At 35.2% G+C, this 16,414-nt stretch carries 17 protein-coding genes; 8 read left to right on the plus strand and 9 right to left on the minus strand.

The window, feature by feature from the left end; all coding sequences use genetic code 11:
• Positions 1 to 76: 76 nt before the first annotated feature.
• The 8 genes from mobV to G7Y57_RS14975 form a co-directional block, all read right to left on the minus strand.
• Positions 77 to 1,510 (minus strand): MobV family relaxase, encoded by a 1,434-nt coding sequence (gene mobV, locus G7Y57_RS14940; RefSeq protein ID WP_165025914.1) that lies wholly within the window; start codon positions 1,508 to 1,510, stop codon positions 77 to 79.
• A 257-nt stretch (positions 1,511 to 1,767) separates the two neighbouring features.
• Positions 1,768 to 2,709 (minus strand): toprim domain-containing protein, encoded by a 942-nt coding sequence (locus G7Y57_RS14945; RefSeq protein WP_165025918.1) that lies wholly within the window; start codon positions 2,707 to 2,709, stop codon positions 1,768 to 1,770.
• A gap of 148 nt (positions 2,710 to 2,857) precedes the next feature.
• Positions 2,858 to 3,910 (minus strand): AAA family ATPase, encoded by a 1,053-nt coding sequence (locus tag G7Y57_RS14950; RefSeq protein ID WP_165025920.1) that lies wholly within the window; start codon positions 3,908 to 3,910, stop codon positions 2,858 to 2,860.
• Positions 3,910 to 4,212 carry a DUF3853 family protein gene (locus G7Y57_RS14955; protein WP_165025922.1) on the minus strand — a complete coding sequence of 101 codons (303 nt, stop codon included), beginning with the start codon at positions 4,210 to 4,212 and terminating at the stop codon, positions 3,910 to 3,912. The genes G7Y57_RS14950 and G7Y57_RS14955 overlap by 1 nt, the downstream gene beginning before the upstream one ends.
• Positions 4,213 to 4,468: 256 nt before the next feature.
• A complete protein-coding gene (locus tag G7Y57_RS14960; protein WP_165025924.1) occupies positions 4,469 to 5,011 on the minus strand; it encodes a signal peptidase II in 543 nt (180 codons plus the stop codon).
• A gap of 26 nt (positions 5,012 to 5,037) precedes the next feature.
• Entirely contained in the window at positions 5,038 to 6,105 is a 1,068-nt protein-coding gene (locus G7Y57_RS14965; protein ID WP_165025926.1) for a hypothetical protein, read from the minus strand.
• Positions 6,106 to 6,126: 21 nt separating this feature from the next.
• Positions 6,127 to 7,191: a YhcG family protein gene (locus G7Y57_RS14970; RefSeq protein WP_165025928.1), complete on the minus strand. Its 1,065-nt coding sequence runs from the start codon at positions 7,189 to 7,191 to the stop codon at positions 6,127 to 6,129.
• Between the two features lie 66 nt (positions 7,192 to 7,257).
• The gene (locus tag G7Y57_RS14975) at positions 7,258 to 8,550 is read right to left on the minus strand and encodes a site-specific integrase (RefSeq protein ID WP_165025930.1); all 1,293 of its coding nucleotides are present in this window, start codon (positions 8,548 to 8,550) and stop codon (positions 7,258 to 7,260) included.
• 618 nt (positions 8,551 to 9,168) lie between these two features.
• Here G7Y57_RS14975 and G7Y57_RS14980 point away from each other — a divergent pair.
• The 8 genes from G7Y57_RS14980 (at position 9,169) to G7Y57_RS15015 (ending at position 15,804) form a co-directional block, all read left to right on the plus strand.
• The gene (locus G7Y57_RS14980; RefSeq protein ID WP_165025932.1) at positions 9,169 to 10,374 is read left to right on the plus strand and encodes a site-specific integrase; all 1,206 of its coding nucleotides are present in this window, start codon (positions 9,169 to 9,171) and stop codon (positions 10,372 to 10,374) included.
• A gap of 212 nt (positions 10,375 to 10,586) precedes the next feature.
• The gene (locus G7Y57_RS14985) at positions 10,587 to 11,900 is read left to right on the plus strand and encodes an ATP-binding protein (protein ID WP_165025934.1); all 1,314 of its coding nucleotides are present in this window, start codon (positions 10,587 to 10,589) and stop codon (positions 11,898 to 11,900) included.
• Between the two features lie 6 nt (positions 11,901 to 11,906).
• On the plus strand, positions 11,907 to 12,494 hold the full coding sequence (locus G7Y57_RS14990) for a phosphoglycerate mutase family protein (protein ID WP_165025935.1): 588 nt from the start codon (positions 11,907 to 11,909) through the stop codon (positions 12,492 to 12,494).
• Between the two features lie 70 nt (positions 12,495 to 12,564).
• Positions 12,565 to 13,302, plus strand: a complete 738-nt coding sequence (locus G7Y57_RS14995; protein ID WP_165025937.1) for a hypothetical protein — start codon at positions 12,565 to 12,567, stop codon at positions 13,300 to 13,302.
• A 114-nt stretch (positions 13,303 to 13,416) separates the two neighbouring features.
• A complete protein-coding gene (locus tag G7Y57_RS15000; RefSeq protein WP_165025938.1) occupies positions 13,417 to 13,686 on the plus strand; it encodes a helix-turn-helix domain-containing protein in 270 nt (89 codons plus the stop codon).
• 238 nt (positions 13,687 to 13,924) lie between these two features.
• Complete coding sequence (locus G7Y57_RS15005; protein WP_165025939.1) at positions 13,925 to 14,314, plus strand: plasmid mobilization protein; 390 nt, start codon at positions 13,925 to 13,927, stop codon at positions 14,312 to 14,314.
• Positions 14,280 to 15,206: a relaxase/mobilization nuclease domain-containing protein gene (locus G7Y57_RS15010; protein WP_165025941.1), complete on the plus strand. Its 927-nt coding sequence runs from the start codon at positions 14,280 to 14,282 to the stop codon at positions 15,204 to 15,206. Before G7Y57_RS15005 ends, G7Y57_RS15010 begins: the two co-directional genes overlap by 35 nt.
• 46 nt (positions 15,207 to 15,252) lie before the next feature.
• Positions 15,253 to 15,804 (plus strand): hypothetical protein, encoded by a 552-nt coding sequence (locus G7Y57_RS15015; protein WP_165025942.1) that lies wholly within the window; start codon positions 15,253 to 15,255, stop codon positions 15,802 to 15,804.
• Positions 15,805 to 15,888: 84 nt separating this feature from the next.
• On the opposite strand, the gene G7Y57_RS15020 is transcribed toward G7Y57_RS15015, so the two are convergent.
• On the minus strand, positions 15,889 to 16,281 hold the full coding sequence (locus tag G7Y57_RS15020) for a hypothetical protein (RefSeq protein ID WP_165025944.1): 393 nt from the start codon (positions 16,279 to 16,281) through the stop codon (positions 15,889 to 15,891).
• Positions 16,282 to 16,414 lie beyond the last annotated feature (133 nt).

A 16,414-nucleotide genomic window follows, 5' to 3' on the forward strand; every position in this document is an offset into this window, starting at 1 on the left:
TTCTATGATAATTCAGGCAAGATCTTAAATCTTGCCTGAATATTAACAAAATGGTAGCTTTATACCATATTCTTATTTACCTTCTCTGTCCCTGCTGATTCTTCGGTTGATTCACCTTTATGCCCAAATACTCAAAGAATTTCTGTTTCTGCTCCCTGAACCAACCGCTATACTCTTTTCCCTCAATAGCCAGAAACGGTGTATTGTCTTTTGAGTTTTTGTCAATCGTTATTTTGGCATTATCAGCCTCAAAATGCTGACTGTGTTCGGGAGAGAACAATTTACCTGTATAAAAGGCATCTTTACCAGAGAACGCTTGCTTGGCTATATGATAAGGTAATTTGATGGTCTCGCACAGCCTCAATATAAAATCATATTCTTTTAATGCAGGTATGCAGTCAAACAGCTTATCCAATTTACCCTTTAGGATATTGATGGTACTATCCTTTTCAAGAATAGACCTGTCTTTTTCAGCAATGTCTTTTTTTGCCTGTTTATTGACAGCTTCCTTCTCTTCCTGTAAGGCTTCAATTTCTCGTCTTAGCTCATCGTTTTGAGCTTCGAGCCTTTTGGCTTTGGGGTTTCCCATCAATGATCCTATACCATCCGAAATATTTTTAGCTGTTTTCTTCAAAGATTTTTCCACACCCAACATTTTTACTTCGGTTTTAGCTTCTTGAACTAGTTTTTGGTTTTCCTTCAGTTCACTCTGCTTTTTGTCAGCCTGTTCTTGCAGGGCAGACAAGCGGAGTTGTTCTTGTGCTTCTTTCTGCTGTAAGAGCTTGACGGCTTGTTGTTCCTGTTCTTTCTCCTGCTGCAACGAACCTATTTCCTCTTTGATGGTTTCGGTTTGTAGAAATATATTCCTGTAATACTCATACGTCTCCGTATGCTTCGCTTTCGACCCATCAACACCTCGTTCCAGTCCGTAGGGTTTCATCCATTCCGCATACGAGTTCTGATATTCTTTAAGTTTGTTCCTTGCCATTACATCATCTGCACACAATCGGGAGGTATCTTTGCTTTTCTTCTTATATGCTTTTTTATTAGCCTCTTGTTTCTTGCTGTCCTTTACCTTTCTTCTCTCACCGGTAACAATAGGTACAACAGTTGCATGAATATGAGGTGTCTTCTCATCCATATGTAAGACGGCAGATACAAGGTTCTTTTCTCCATAAGTCTGTTTTAACCAATCGATATTATCGGTACACCAGTTATCGAGGTTTCCTGATTCTTCGATGTCTTTCATATCCTCATGTGTACCTGAGAGCATAATGCGGATAGCATGTACCTGATCTTTGGATATCTTCCTTTTGATATCCGCATTCTCTATTCTATGCTGTATGGCTTCTGTCCGGCTATTGACTCCTTCGGGAAAGTATATTAATTCCTTATTGAGGTGTGTACGGTTTTTATCGACATTATGGGGATCGATTGTCCGTTCGATATGTGCCGACATGGGGGCATCGTTCCCCTTGGCTTTCTGTAAATGAAGTACTACATATCCCATATCTTGAATAATTATCGGTTTATATTTTACTGATTATCCTTATATAAATCGGGAATATTCCCGATCTTTATTTCTACCTTTAGCCCTTCTTCAGGTCGCTAAAGCGACTGCGGTCAACAGACCGCCAAGGGGATTTCAAAGGGGTGAAACCCCTTGACTCAGGAGGGCTTTTTTAGTGAGAGTGCAACGAAGCGTTAAGAAAATGCCCTAATGAGCTATGGCTTTTCTTTAAAAGCCCGTTGGGTAGCTGACGAAGATTACCGCCTGAAACCTCTGGAGGGTTTGCGTATCTGCTCTTGTTTTTGTACTTGCTGTTCTTTCTCGATTAGCTTGGTTTTACAGAGCCACTCGTTTAGGTCTTTGTAGTTGGCATAGTCTGTTGACTTGTCTATGACTGCTTTGCAAGTTTTACTTATCTGCTGGGTTGCGTTTTTTCCTGCTTGGTCATTGTCCAGATAGGTATAGACTTTTTGATGGGATGTTATAAAATCGATGGCTTTGGAGAGATTGGATATGGAGTTTAATATAACTGTATCTGCTTTTGAGTGTTGGATGTTTTTCATGGTCAGGTAAGAGAGGTAGTCCATAAAGCCTTCGAAAACGATACAGGTGTCCTTGCTATTTCGGATCGTTGTTATATGCTTCGGAGATACCGAGGCTTTGAAAGTAGATTCGTTATTGGATTTATGGCTTAATTCATATCCTCCTTTATCATTGGGGAATCCTACGGCGAAATAGTTCTTACCCTGTACTTGGTAATGTATTTCCTTACAATAGAGCTGAGCCACTGTCAAATCTATATGACGGGATTGGATATAATCTATTAATGCCGGGTGTGAAATGGGTATTTCCTTTATTACCTGTATAGCTTTATCTTCCTGATCTCGTTTATCAGAACTACTTAAGATATCTTGCTGTTGAAAGGAAAAAGAATTGCTTTCCTTACTCAAATGGCTTAGTGCTGCTGATATATTAGGTAGGTTATGTATTGCCATAACAAGGTCTAAGATATTACCTCCTTTACCTGATCCGTGATCGTACCAGACATTTAGTAGGCAGTCCACTTTAAAAGAAGGGGTTTCTTCTTTTCGTAAGGGTGAGCTATACCAGTAGTTATTCCCTTGTATCTTCTTTGGTTCAATTCCCTGTGAATAAAGGTAATCTACTATCTTGATTGTTTTTGCTTGTATTGAGTTCATAACTAATTTTGTGTTTGAGTGATTAATAGGATAATTGAATAATCTTTTTTCTTTCACCAGCAAAGAGTTTGCAAATGAAAGAAGTAGGAAGTAGGTTAGTATGGTTTATTATATATATACCCAAACTAACCTAAACCTGTGTTTGAGATCAATAATAGAAGTTTGGATTGTAGCGATACTGTTTATCTTCGCTTTGAATAACCATACGCTTATTGGTCAGAAACTGCTTCAGTTGTTTCGCCTTACTTACCCCGAAGGCATAGCCTGCATCCGTATAGCATAACCGCAACCTTTCTATGAGCGAAGCATAGGAAAGACTTTCTCCGATAGAAAATACCGCTTCCAATGCTTCCTGGTGTTTTGCTTCCGATACTTCCTTATAATCGAATGCTTTCTTTTTCAGGGGTTGCTGCGGTTGGTAGTTTTCTATCAGTTCGGGCAAACTGTCTTCGTTGATGCGAAAAGCGAAAGGCTCAAAATCCCTGTCACGGATATACATAGAGGCAACAGAACTGATATCCTTGTCCATATCGTCTTTCGTGACTTGCAGAACGGTTTCAGCTTTGTTGTTCAACTCCGTACCTAAATGTCCTCGGGTATTATCGTCGCCTTTATTCAGATGCAAAACGGTATGGATATGTATTTGCCGTTCATCCGTCCACTGCATCAGTTTGGTTATAAGGCTTGTCGATTCACTCGGACTGTTAATATCATAGACCAGATCCCGAATACCATCTATAATGACTAACCCCAGATGAGGAATATTATAAATAGCATATTCGATTATAGATAATCGAGTTTTCGGGTCACTGCCTCTTAGGCACAGGAATTCCAGTGCATCAGGTTGTTTCTCGGTCGATAAGTCAGCCAATGATAGAATCCGCTTTAATACCCTTTGACAGTGGAACGGGCTTTGTTCAGTATCCACATACAGGACTTTCCGCTTAGCATGGGGGAAATCGGAACGGTAATTCAATACCGTGCCATTTGTTAAAGCCGAAGCTACAATGACACAGATATTGAATGTCTTTTTGCTCTTGGCTTTCCCTGTGGACGCACTGAAGTTACCCAGAGTACCGATGATGGAATCATCGACTCTAAGTACGACAGGCGGTTGCAAAAACTGATCTGTAACATACAAACGTGATTTTTGCCACAATTCGCAAACAGGGATTGCCTCATTGGCTTTTGACTGTTGCATTACCTCCGTCCTCCGCTCTTGCGTCCTGCCAGTTCAATAGCCAGTTCCGAATCGACAATAATCTTTCTGCCGATTTGTGTAATGGCTTTATCTATCTTCCCGCTCTTTTTGATACGGCAAGCGGTGGGAATACTGCACCCAAATAGTTTAGAGATACCCGGTATCCCATATACATACTTTTTGGATGTGTCGATTACAGGAGATACAGGAGCATCTTTTACTCCTTCACTTTTTAACAGGCATAACAATTCTTCCCCTGTCATTTGCCAGATTGGTTTTTCTTTTAACTCATTAATATTCATAACACCTGAAATTTAGAAATTCATGCAATAGGATAGCCGGCCGGTCTATCGTCATGCGATGTCACGAAGGTAATATGAGTTTTTAGGGGAGATTGGAAATCGTAGTTAAGTCGATTTTTAAGAAATGATAATGAGTGATTTACGATAATAATCCCTGATACGATTCCGTAATCTGGTCGTAGTGGGCTTGTATAAAATAGGATATCAGGGGAAATAGTATAATTTTAAGATAATATATACAACTTGTTTCTGTAATTTAACCCTTAGTTATCCTTAATCGCTTTTTTATTTGTAGCATGAAATCACTCATTTTTACACCTTTTATTTTAGACCTATTTTGAATTAAAGCTAGAAGGAGTAGAAACGTAAAACTATTAATGTATATGTCCTTCAAATCAAAAATAAATAATGGCTTTAAATAAATATAATCAAGAATTCCTTTTGTCCATATCAGATTTCCAATTAATGCACAAGACCACCCAGCTACATATAACATAAATGCAAAATCTAATAACTTACTGTTGATAATATTTTTATAAAAATCGTATACAAAAGCGATTATACTTATTGCGAATAGAAATAAAATAAGGTGAGGAAATAATCCGAAGTTTATATTAAGTTTTTCATTCAATAAAACATTTAGATAACTATATTTTTGATTAAATACAGGTTTAAATTCTAATATAGAGGGAATTATTTCAAAATTGTAATCTAAGAAAAAAGCGTTTATTATAATTTTAACAACTTGATCTATAATTATCAAAATGAGTATCCATAAAATAATTGTCTGTGTTTTCATCTTATGCTTGGTCTTCTATTTTCTAATTAAAATTTATACTCAAAAAACACTGTTTGATATTCGTTTAAATATTTTATTCTCCTTTGTCTTTCAAAGTTCTGACCGATCGTAACAGTATAGCGTGTTTCAAAGAAGATTTTGATTTTAGGGTCTTTGTTTGGAAGGAAATACCTGCTTTCTACTAACCCGACTAGGAAAGTAACAAGGCTTTTTATGTCTACTGTACTATTATCGTGTCTGGAAATCCATTTCAGATTCTCATCTAAATATCTGTCTGCGATTAGCTTTTGTTCTAATTTCTGAAATTTGTTATACATTTCGTCCGATCTGAAAATCATATCGGCTTCTATGGTTGGTTTTACTGTTATCGGTGGCTCATTATTTTCTTCCAACTGTTCAGTAATCGGGTTTTCTTCTGGTTCTATATCAGGAGTAGGACTCTCAACCGTTTCTTGTTGTACAGGAAAGTAGCTGTTGATTATTGTCTGAAAGGTGGTGCTTAATTGGTGTATCTTGGCGAATAGATTCTCGGCATACTTGGATGCGTTACTATCAGCTTTTTTCTTCTTCTGATAAAGGATATTGAGTTTCTTTTGTTCTGCTTTGTATCGTTTATTCAGTTCTTCTTCCTCTTTGAATAATCGATCTGTAGCTGCTTGGTTTCCCTTCCAGCTTTCTGCTTCTAAATTACCTCTTAGCTCTTTTAGTTTTTGCCATACGCTATTTGTTTCTTGTAACTGTATTTTAATTTCATGTGGGAACGGATCGGGTCTTTCTGCACAGATATTTGATGTATCCAATTTATCAAAGAAAGCATTGTTGTTGATATATGCTTCAATATTCCTGCCTATTTCTACTCTAAAGCTTTCTATAATCTGTAATTGTTTTTCTTTATCAGTTGTAAGGATAAAGTTTAGAATTGTTTTATCAAAGGTAAGGGTGTCTTTAAACCCGTTATAAAAATCTGTGATAAGGCATTGATTATGAAAGTTCAATTTAGACTCATTTATTGTGTCCCAATATAAAGAGTTAACTAATCTGTATTGAGGTAACAGTTCTATCAATACGGATAAAGGTCTTTCAAGTTTTTCCATGCCTGATTGTATTATGGGATTTTACTTAAATAGTTCATGTAATTTTCTTTGTAATAACTTCTTGTCGGGTAGTTGTGTTTTGTACTCCGAAACCATTGTCGGGGATAAGTATCGGCTTAAAGAGTATTCAACAACCTCATTATCTTTGCCTTTACATAGCAGTATCCCTATGCTTGGGTTTTCATTCTCCTTCTTCACATCTCGGTCTAATGCTTCTAAATAGAAATTCAGTTGTCCTAAATGTTCCGGTTTAAATTTCTCGGCTTTCAGTTCGAAGGCGACCAGACATTGTAGTCCCCGATGATAAAAAAGCAAATCAATATAAAAATCGCTATTACCAACCTGAACCCTGTATTCATCTCCTATAAACAAAAAATCTTTTCCCAATTCGAGTATGAAATTTTTCATTTTGCTTATTAGCCCTTTTTGCAAATCTCCCTCATCGTGGGAGTCGGGCAAGCCTAAGAACTCAAAAACATAGTCGTCTTTAAGATTATTCCTAATATCAGGATATTCATTCTTTATCTTTTGGGGTATGTTTGTATTACTTATCATTACCCGTTCAAATGTACTGCTGTCTATTTGGCGGTCTAATTCCTTTACCGTATATCTTTCTTTAATACAAAGCTGCAAGTAGAATTCTCTTTCTTCATCTGATTTTGCTCGGGATATTAACGCCAAATGATGTGTCCAACTGACTTTTGTTAAAATAGTTTCTTTTATATTATCGAATTGTGTCATCGCCGATGACACAATTTTTACATCTTGATTTTCAGCGATTTGATTTTGTGTCATTGGCGATGTCACAAATGACATGGAACTGTATGTTTCATAAAACTGTTTCATCCGATAAAGACCTCTCCGATTAAAGCCTTTTATTTCCGGGTGCTCTTTTTGTATAAAGGATGCTAACTCATCTACAGTTTTATCTCCCCAACTAGCATTGGTCAATTGTTTATTAATATACTTACCAACATTCCAATATAGATTAATCAATTCTGTGTTTACAGCCATTAACGCATCGTTCCTAGATTGTTTAATCAACTGGATAATGTCGGAGAATTGTTTTTGCTTATCTAATTGCATATAGTTAAATTGGTTGAATTCAGGCAGCAACCTCCTGCCCAAATTGTTCTTGTTTTACAAAAATAATCACAATTGATCGAATTTACTCATTGCATTGGCTTTTATATCATCTGCGATATCTATATAAGGCTTCATCGCCTTATAATCACTATGCCCTGTCCATTTCATAACAACCTGTGCAGGAATACCCAATGATAAAGCATTACATATAAATGTCCTACGACCAGCATGGGTACTTAATAAAGCATATTTAGGAGTAACTTCATCAATTCGTCTGTTTCCTTTATAATAAGTTTCACGAACGGGTTCGTCTATTCCGGCTAGTTCTCCCAATTCTTTCAAATAATCGTTTACTTTTTGAGTTGTGATTACCGGCAGAACTTTGTTGTGCTCGAAGTGAACATCCTTGTACTTTTCAAGTATACCTTTGCTATGGTTATTTAATTCAATAATCAGACTATCTGCTGTTTTCACTGTTGTAACCTCAATATAATTTTCCTTTACATCCGTCCGTTTTAAGTTAAACACATCAGAATATCGAAGTCCGGTAAAACAGCAAAATAAAAATATATCGCGTACTCGTTCCAGATACTTCTTAGTTTCAGGAATAGTATATTCCCTCAGTTTAGAAAGTTCGTTCCATGTTAGGAAAATAACTTTCTTCTGGGTGGTTTTTAGTTTAGGTTTGAATGCATCAAAAGCATTGTTGTTATTGTATTCTTTCTTTATAGACCATCGAAGAAACCATTTAACAAATTTAAGTTGTTTCTCTATTGAACTGTTTCTAAAGTCTTTTTTATTTCTAAGATAATTGACATAATCTGTTAATCGGGATTCATCCAGAGATTCAAATGTGAGTTCTGCATCAAATTGGGTTAAATGATTTTTTACAGTTTTAAATTTTTTATATGTTGACTCAGTCCAGTTGTTTTGTATCCCACATTCTTTAACAAATTCATCAAAAATTGAGAAGAAAGTAAAAGTTGGTATATCCTCTTTTGATCCTTCTTCATTTTGATTCTTCTTATATTTTTTATTGAAAGCATCTTTGATTTGTGTAGTTTCAGGGGTAATTTCTAAAACTTCAAACTCCTTAAATATATTCTGAATACATGTACTATATTCATTAAGATCAGAGTTAATTTCAGATGCCGTTTGTCTAAGTTTGTTTGTGCAACCATTCTTTACTCGTTGTAATTTCTCATCCCATTTGGAGGCATCAATACGATATCCTGTTGTGAATTCTATTCGATTCCCAGCATATACTACTCTCATTCGTATAGGCACATTTTCTATAAGGGGAAGACCATTCTTTTTTCTACTTTCTAATGAGAAAATGACATTGCGTTTTATATTCATGGTTGAGTTTAATTAAAGAAAAACAACACCCAAATATACACCCATTTTTTGAGATAACAAACGATTATTTAAGACAATTTACTGAAAGATTATATTTTATATTTATCTAATAATAAGACAAATAACTCAATATGATAATTAGATAGGGATCAGGAGATAGAACCTCCAGCTCCACTTTTTAACAATTCAAAAGGGTTCAATTCCGTATAAATCAATGATTTATACGGTTTTTCTTTTAGGTGTACAATCTAAAATAATCCGTTTAAATTCATATTTCAGGTGTACTATTCGGTGTACATTTCCATTTTGAAAAAATGACACCGAATACGCCTATATTTATTTAGCTATCAAATAATTATGAATTTTTAAGTTTCATAACGAATGGATTACTTTTGACTGATTTAGTGCTGATATTTGATGTACACCTCCAAATTTCAATGTTCTTTAGTCCAATTCAATCTTATTCTCTGTATCTCCTTTTTGTTGAGATGTGGCTTATAAATATCAGATTTTTTGATTGCTAAATACAAGTTTGTAGATTTAATAAAGTCAAATCTTTGATTTTTATTGAAATAAATCACAATAAACTATTTAGTATTAATTTAAACTGATTTACACATGAAAACAATGAGTGTAGCCTTTTTTACAAGAAAAGAACGTATTAACGAAGGCAATGAAGTTCCTATTTTTATGAGAATTACTATTGATGGAAAACGTGCTGAGTTTTCTATTAAAGAAAAGATAGAAGAAGAAAAATGGCTAAACGGAAGAGCTGTTGGAGCTTCTAACAAAAGTAAAAACCTGAATGATTTATTAGATTCTTATACAGCAAAGGCTAAGGAATATTACCGCTATTTGTATGATAGAAATGAATCTGTTACTGCTCTAAAAGTTTCAGATTTAATGAAAGGTAAAAACACAAGCGATAAGACTCTGTTGTGGCTTTGTGATAAATACATATCGAAAATATCAAACTTAATAGATAACGGATACGCTGATGCAACCCTTACACGCTATCAAACAACAAAAAGGCATATAGAAGCTTTTTTAAAGAAGAAATATAAGAAAAGCGATATTCTTATTACTGACCTGAATTATGAGTTTATCTCCGAATTTGAGACCTATTTTAAGCGGACTCGTGATTGTAATCACAATACATCAATGAAGTATCTCAAAAATTTAAAGGCTATTGTTAATCTAGCTTTAAAGAATGATTGGCTGGATAAAGATCCTTTCAGAAACTTTGCCTGTAAAGTACAACCAGTAGAAAGAGACTTCTTGACAGAAGAGGAAATTCTCAAAGTAAAAAGTAAGAAGATATCAATTGAGCGGTTAGATATAGTCAGGGATGCTTTTGTCTTAGCTTGTTATACAGGATTATCTTATATTGATATCAAAGGATTGACCAAAGGGCATATTATTAAAGGCGTGGATGGAGAGCAATGGATATATGCAAATCGAGAGAAGACAAACGTAATGTCAAAGATTCCTATTTTGCCTGAAGCTGAAAGGATTATTATAAAATATAGCTCAGGTCAGCATTATAAAGATACAGGGTGTGTTATCCCTGTTCCATCGAATCAGAAAGTAAATGCTTATTTGAAGGAAATTGCAGATATGGCAAAAATTAACAAGAATTTAACTTTTCACGTTGCGAGACACTCGTTCGCAACCCTAATGCTCAGTTATGGTATGTCCATCGAATCAGTGAGTAAAATGCTAGGACATAATCAGATTAGAACAACACAGATATATGCTAAGGTCACAGAAGAGAAAATAGCAAAAGAAATGATTGCTTTCAAAAATAGAAATATAAAACGATAATGTACAGTAATTCAAACACATCCTATTATCTGATCTATGTAAAAGCAATTGTCAAGTAATTCTTGACAATTGCTTTTACACCATAAAGAGCAGAGATATTTATCTAAAAATATAAAAAGTGCACAATTACACATAAAGTCATAGGGTAAAAATGTATCTTTACACGTAAAGTCGTAGGGTATTTATGTAAATGATAAAAAACAACCAAATATATGAGAAGAACAGCATTAAGTTTCTTACAGAAATGGAAACAAAAAAATACACGAAAGCCTCTTATAATCAGAGGGGCTCGCCAAGTCGGTAAAACTTGGTTGATGAAGGAATTTGCTAAAACCGAATATGAAAATTTCGCCTATATAAACTTTGAAGACAATCAACAGCTAAAAACACTGTTCTTAAATGATTTCGATATACCTCGTATTCTATTAGCTATTCAGATCGCAACAGGAATAAAACCAGAGCCAAACAAAACGTTGATTATATTCGATGAGATTCAGGAAGCAGAGAGAGCTATAACCTCATTGAAATATTTTCGGGAAAATGCTCCCGAATACCATATTGTAGCAGCGGGCTCTTTACTGGGAATCGCATTACATGAGAATACATCTTTTCCTGTGGGTAAAGTTGAATTCCTCGATTTATATCCTCTTAGCTTCACTGAGTTTTTAGAAGCATTGGGAGAACACAATTTGACCGATTTAATTCAGAAGCAGCAATGGGAAATGATAAATACCTTTAAAACAAAGTATATAGAGCTATTAAAGCAATATTACTATGTTGGAGGGATGCCCGAAGTTGTTGCCAATTTTGCTTCGAATCAGGATTTTACCGAAGTACGCCAGATTCAGCAACAAATACTCGATTCTTACGAACAGGATTTCTCAAAGCATGCTCCCACAGATGTCGTTCCACGCATTCGTATGGTGTGGAATTCCGTTCCTGCTCAGTTATCAAAAGAGAACCGTAAATTCATTTACGGCTTGATAAAACAAGGAGCTAGAGCCAAAGAATTTGAATTAGCCTTATCTTGGCTAATGGATTGCGGTTTAATACACAAGGTTAATAGGATATCCAAGCCTGCCTTACCATTGAAAGCCTATGAAGATATGGGAGCATTTAAACTGTATCTGCTTGATATAGGCTTGTTGGGAGCGATGGCAAATCTTGATGTAAAAACCTTACTCGATGGTAATCTTATTTTTACTGAATTTAAAGGAGCTTTGACCGAACAGTATGTTTTACAACAATTGGTTACAGACAGAGAAATTTCCATTTTCTATTGGTCGTCGGATAAATCGGATGGAGAAATAGATTTACTTATACAATATAAGAACGAGCTTGTACCCATAGAAGTAAAAGCTGCCGAAAATTTACAGGCAAAAAGCTTACGTGCTTTTGTGGAAAAGAATAAACCTAAGATGGCAATACGGACTTCCATGTCAGATTTCAGAGAAGAAACATGGTTGACAAACTTACCTCTATATGCTATCAATGAGCTGACAGGTTATCTTGAATCAAAAAACTAATCAAAAATGAGAAACTATTTAGAGACAGCAGAAAAAAATCAGGCAAAAGCAGAAAAGATAGTAGAAAGTCTGGATATAGTAAATATATGGGAATCAGTCGGAGCTACAATTAATCGTGTCGGTTCAACCAGAATGGGCTTACTGATGAAGCACAGAGATATTGATTTCCATATCTATACCGATTCATTAGATATTGCCGATAGCTTTAAAGCGATCTCCAAACTGGCACTTAATCCCTATATAAAAAAAGTAGAATATACCAACCTGATAGATACAGACGAGAAATGTATAGAATGGCACGCATGGTATCAGGACACTGATAGTGAAACGTGGCAAATAGATATGATACATATCCTAAGAGGTTCACAATACGACGGTTATTTTGAAAACGTTGCCGATCGGATAATAGCAGTGCTAACCCCTCAAACAAAGGAAACCATTTTAAAACTAAAATACCTGACACCCGACACTACTAAAATTATGGGTATAGAATACTATCAGGCAGTCATCGGATATGGTATAACAGATTATGACAATTTTATAAAATGGAAACAAGAACAACCCGATAATAGAATTATTGATTGGATACCATAATTACAACGAAAATTATCGTAAATTAGCTTCTTGCAGCTATTTATTATTAGTCACGATTATTACATAGACTATGAAAACAAGTTTCAAATATCAATGGGGTAGCTTTTTTGATTACTTAGGAGCTTTTGATAACTCCTTTAGTGGGAAACAGAAGATTTTCTATCAGCGAATTAAAGATAATCCTAAGAGCAAAGATGAAAAATACTTTATTCATGTTTGGGCTGATGAAAAAGAGAAAACTAAAAGACGAATATCAAGATACTCTCGACTAATAAATCTCCGCACAATATCACTACCCCTTATAATAGTAGCCAATATTGTTGCTACTATTTGCTTTCTGTTACAGAGTTGGTTATTATTCACTATTTCATGTATATTAACAATCGTATTTTTACCTTATTGGTTAATTAGCAGAGATTTTATATATGATAAAGATACTTGTTTAACCTATTTGCAATGGATGAATAAATCAGAAGCTCAGGGGAGATTCCCTGAAATTTTAGAAGAAGCCTTTTCCTCTGATGAGCAAATTACAACAACGGCAATTGCCGACCTACCTAAAATAACACAAAGTGAACTAACAGCTTTGATCGCTGCTCTGGTTCTGTCAGAGAACCTGAAACTATCCATAGCGGACAAAGACTTTATCAGACGCATATCTTCTCAAATAAATATCTCTGGTAAAGAGATAAATAAGACCTCGTTTTATAAAAGCTATAGCCGATTCAAGAACGATCCTTTCTTAGCTAAATCTGCATATAATGACTTGCTGAATAAACTCAATAATATAGATTTCGATAAAAATTGAGTCATATTTATTCTCCTGATTTACAGTGTAGACTAAAGTAGTTCATTCTGGTCAACAATTTTTCCAAACATATTTTTATTTTTTCGTGGCATGTTTCATTTAAAAATATGAATTATGCCTCAAGTATTAACGTACGAAGACTTCAAAGAGTTTGAAGCAAGAATCTTAAGGGAGATTGAAGAGATAAAGAAAGCCTTACCTTCTATATCTCCAAAGAAATGGTTACGCTCTTCCGATATTAAGGAATTGCTCGGAATATCGCATGGAAAACTACAAACCATGCGTAATAATAAAGAAATACCTTTTACAGTTATTGGGGGAACGATATTCTATTCACTAGAAGATGTGAATAGAATGTTGGATGGTAAAAAGCAGAGAAAATAATCATCGTTTTTGCTCGTCGGGAGGAGTGGTCTCCCCCCTTGCCGCTGGGCGTTCCCCGACCGATGAGTTATTGTGTTTGGTCATAACTGTAAGTCAAATTTGCTGAATAAACGAACTGCTCCTATGTGAGCCTGCCTTTTGTGTGCGTTAGCGTAGCGAGGTTATGTTTTCATTGCATGAAAACCCTCGCTTTGGCTGACCGCCAAAGGAAAAATTGCTCCCGTTGGTCGACAATTTTATGGAGAAGAAGAGTACAGATAACAAGAAAGGAGGACGTCCCCCAAAGACTTCCGTAAGCCGAAAAAGCAAGACCGTAGGAGTCTGTTTTTCCGAGCCTGAACTCTATGCCATCAAGCATCGGGCAAAACAGGCAGGACTTCCTTTAAGTATCTATTGCCATGACGCCATTCTCAAAGCAGAAATAAAAGAAGCCATGAAAAAAGAAGATATACAAACACTCAAAGGACTAGCCAATATGGGCAATAACCTGAACCAATTCGTAAAAATGGCACGCTTTACAAACCTCAAAACACTAGAAGAAGAATCACTAAAACTATTTGAAGAAATTCAACAAATTATAAAACAACTGTCCCATGATTGGAAAAATAGTAAAAGGAAAGAGCTTTAAAGGCTGCATTTCCTATGTCCTCGATAAAGAAAATGTTAGACTGATAGACAGTGAAGGCGTATTAATAACAGATACAAAAGCCATCATTAACAGTTTCTATCTACAAAGCCTGATGAGCCCTAAACTCACGAAAAGTGTCGGTCATATCCCCATCAGCTATTCCAAAGAAGACGAATCCCGACTGACAGACCAATTTATGATTCAACTCGCAAAAGAATACATGGAAGCCATGAAAATTAAAAATACCCAGTATATTATCGTCAGACATAACAATACCGACAATCCCCATTGCCATATCGTTTTTAACCGAGTAGACAATGACGGTAAAACCATATCCGATAAAAACGATCACTACCGCAATGAAAAAGTATGCAAACAACTAAAAGATAAATATAACCTTACCTATGGAGAAGGCAAAGAACAAACCAATATCCAGAAACTCAAAGGAGCAGAGAAAACCAAATACGAAATATACCATGCCATTAAAGCGACTCTGAAAATATCAAAAGATTGGCAACAATTCGAGCAAAACCTAAAACAGCAAGGCATATCCATTGCTTACAAATACAAAGGTCAAACCGACGAAGTGCAAGGAATCTCATTCAGGAAAGGAAAACATACCTTCAAAGGCTCAGACATAGACAGACAGTTCAGCTATTCAAAATTGAACAACCTCTTTCAACAAAATCACAACCAAAAGCAGCATATCTCTGAAAAGCAAGCACAAACAGAAGATACCCCAGTCCAGCCGATTACAGAATCGATGTCGGACAATCTCGGAGGAATCTTTAACATACACCTGAACGGAGAAGACCATGAAGAAGACGCATTTAGGAAAAGAATTGAACACGAAGAGAAGAAACGTCGTAAGAAAAACGGAATTAAAAGATAAGAAATATCACATATTAAAATCATTATAAACTTAAACAATAACAATTATGTCAAACGTATCAAATGAAGCCCTTTGGGGCAAGCTGTCCGAAATGGACGAGAAACTGGATAAGATATCCAAAAAAGAAGTATCAATTGAGATACCACAACAAGATATACCTACTATTTCCAAAGAAGAAATAAAGGCTATAGCAGATGAATCAATAACGATTCTGGGTAAAAATGTGGATTCTCATTTTGCAGCAAACAGAAAGAATATAGAGTTGTTAAATAACACTATTCTCAAAACAAGAAAACTTGTTGAGGATATAAAAACACCCGAAAATGGTATCACATTAGAAACGATACAATCCATATTGTCAAAAGATAAAACGATGGTATTCGGATGGGGCAGAATCCGTAAAACCACATTTATTATAGGAGTATTGATCGTATTCTTGTTTATGATGATTACCTTCAGTATGAAACAGCACGCAGATTATGCGATCCTCCAAAACAGGTACACTTGGCAGAGTGTAACCATTTATAAACTACAAATAGAAAATGACAGTTTGAAAACAAACAACACTATTACAGACAAGAAAAAGAAGACAAAATAAAATTGATATGCTTAACTGACGTAATATAAAAATGCGTGCTAATAAGCTAAAGCACGCATTTTACAATACAATATTTGGAATCCGTTAATAGAAAGACATAAAGAAAATATCGTCTTTGGTCTTTTTTATGGATATGAAAGAATTGGGTAATACCCAACGGTTCTGAATATAATCATAAGCGTAAGTCTTATTCAGATAACTGATATAGTTATTCAACTCGTCTAAGTTGTCAAAGAATATATAAGAAGCATTGCAGTTATTATTTCCGTCAAAGGCACAGGACAGGGTTGCTTTCTGATCATCGAACGCAAGTTCTATTAAATTCTCTTTCATTCCATTTTCAATATACTCGGCTATATACATAGGATTATCTGAGTAGCTTTCTTTGATTTCATCATCGGATAGCCTGAGTACTAAGGAGGAACAATTTATCAGTATTGCACAATATTCAATTGAGATTTTTTCTTGTGTTGTCATATATATGTCCGCTTTTAAGCCTGATTAGTTAATCAAGCCGATATAAATATTAAGTGATTAATTTATATCTCTGCGGTATTGAGTCGTCAGTTATAATTTTTAGTCAAACTGACAAGAAGCAGGATGTAAATAC

It is taken from the genome of Dysgonomonas sp. ZJ279 (genome assembly GCF_011039205.1).
Lineage (GTDB): Bacteria > Bacteroidota > Bacteroidia > Bacteroidales > Dysgonomonadaceae > Dysgonomonas.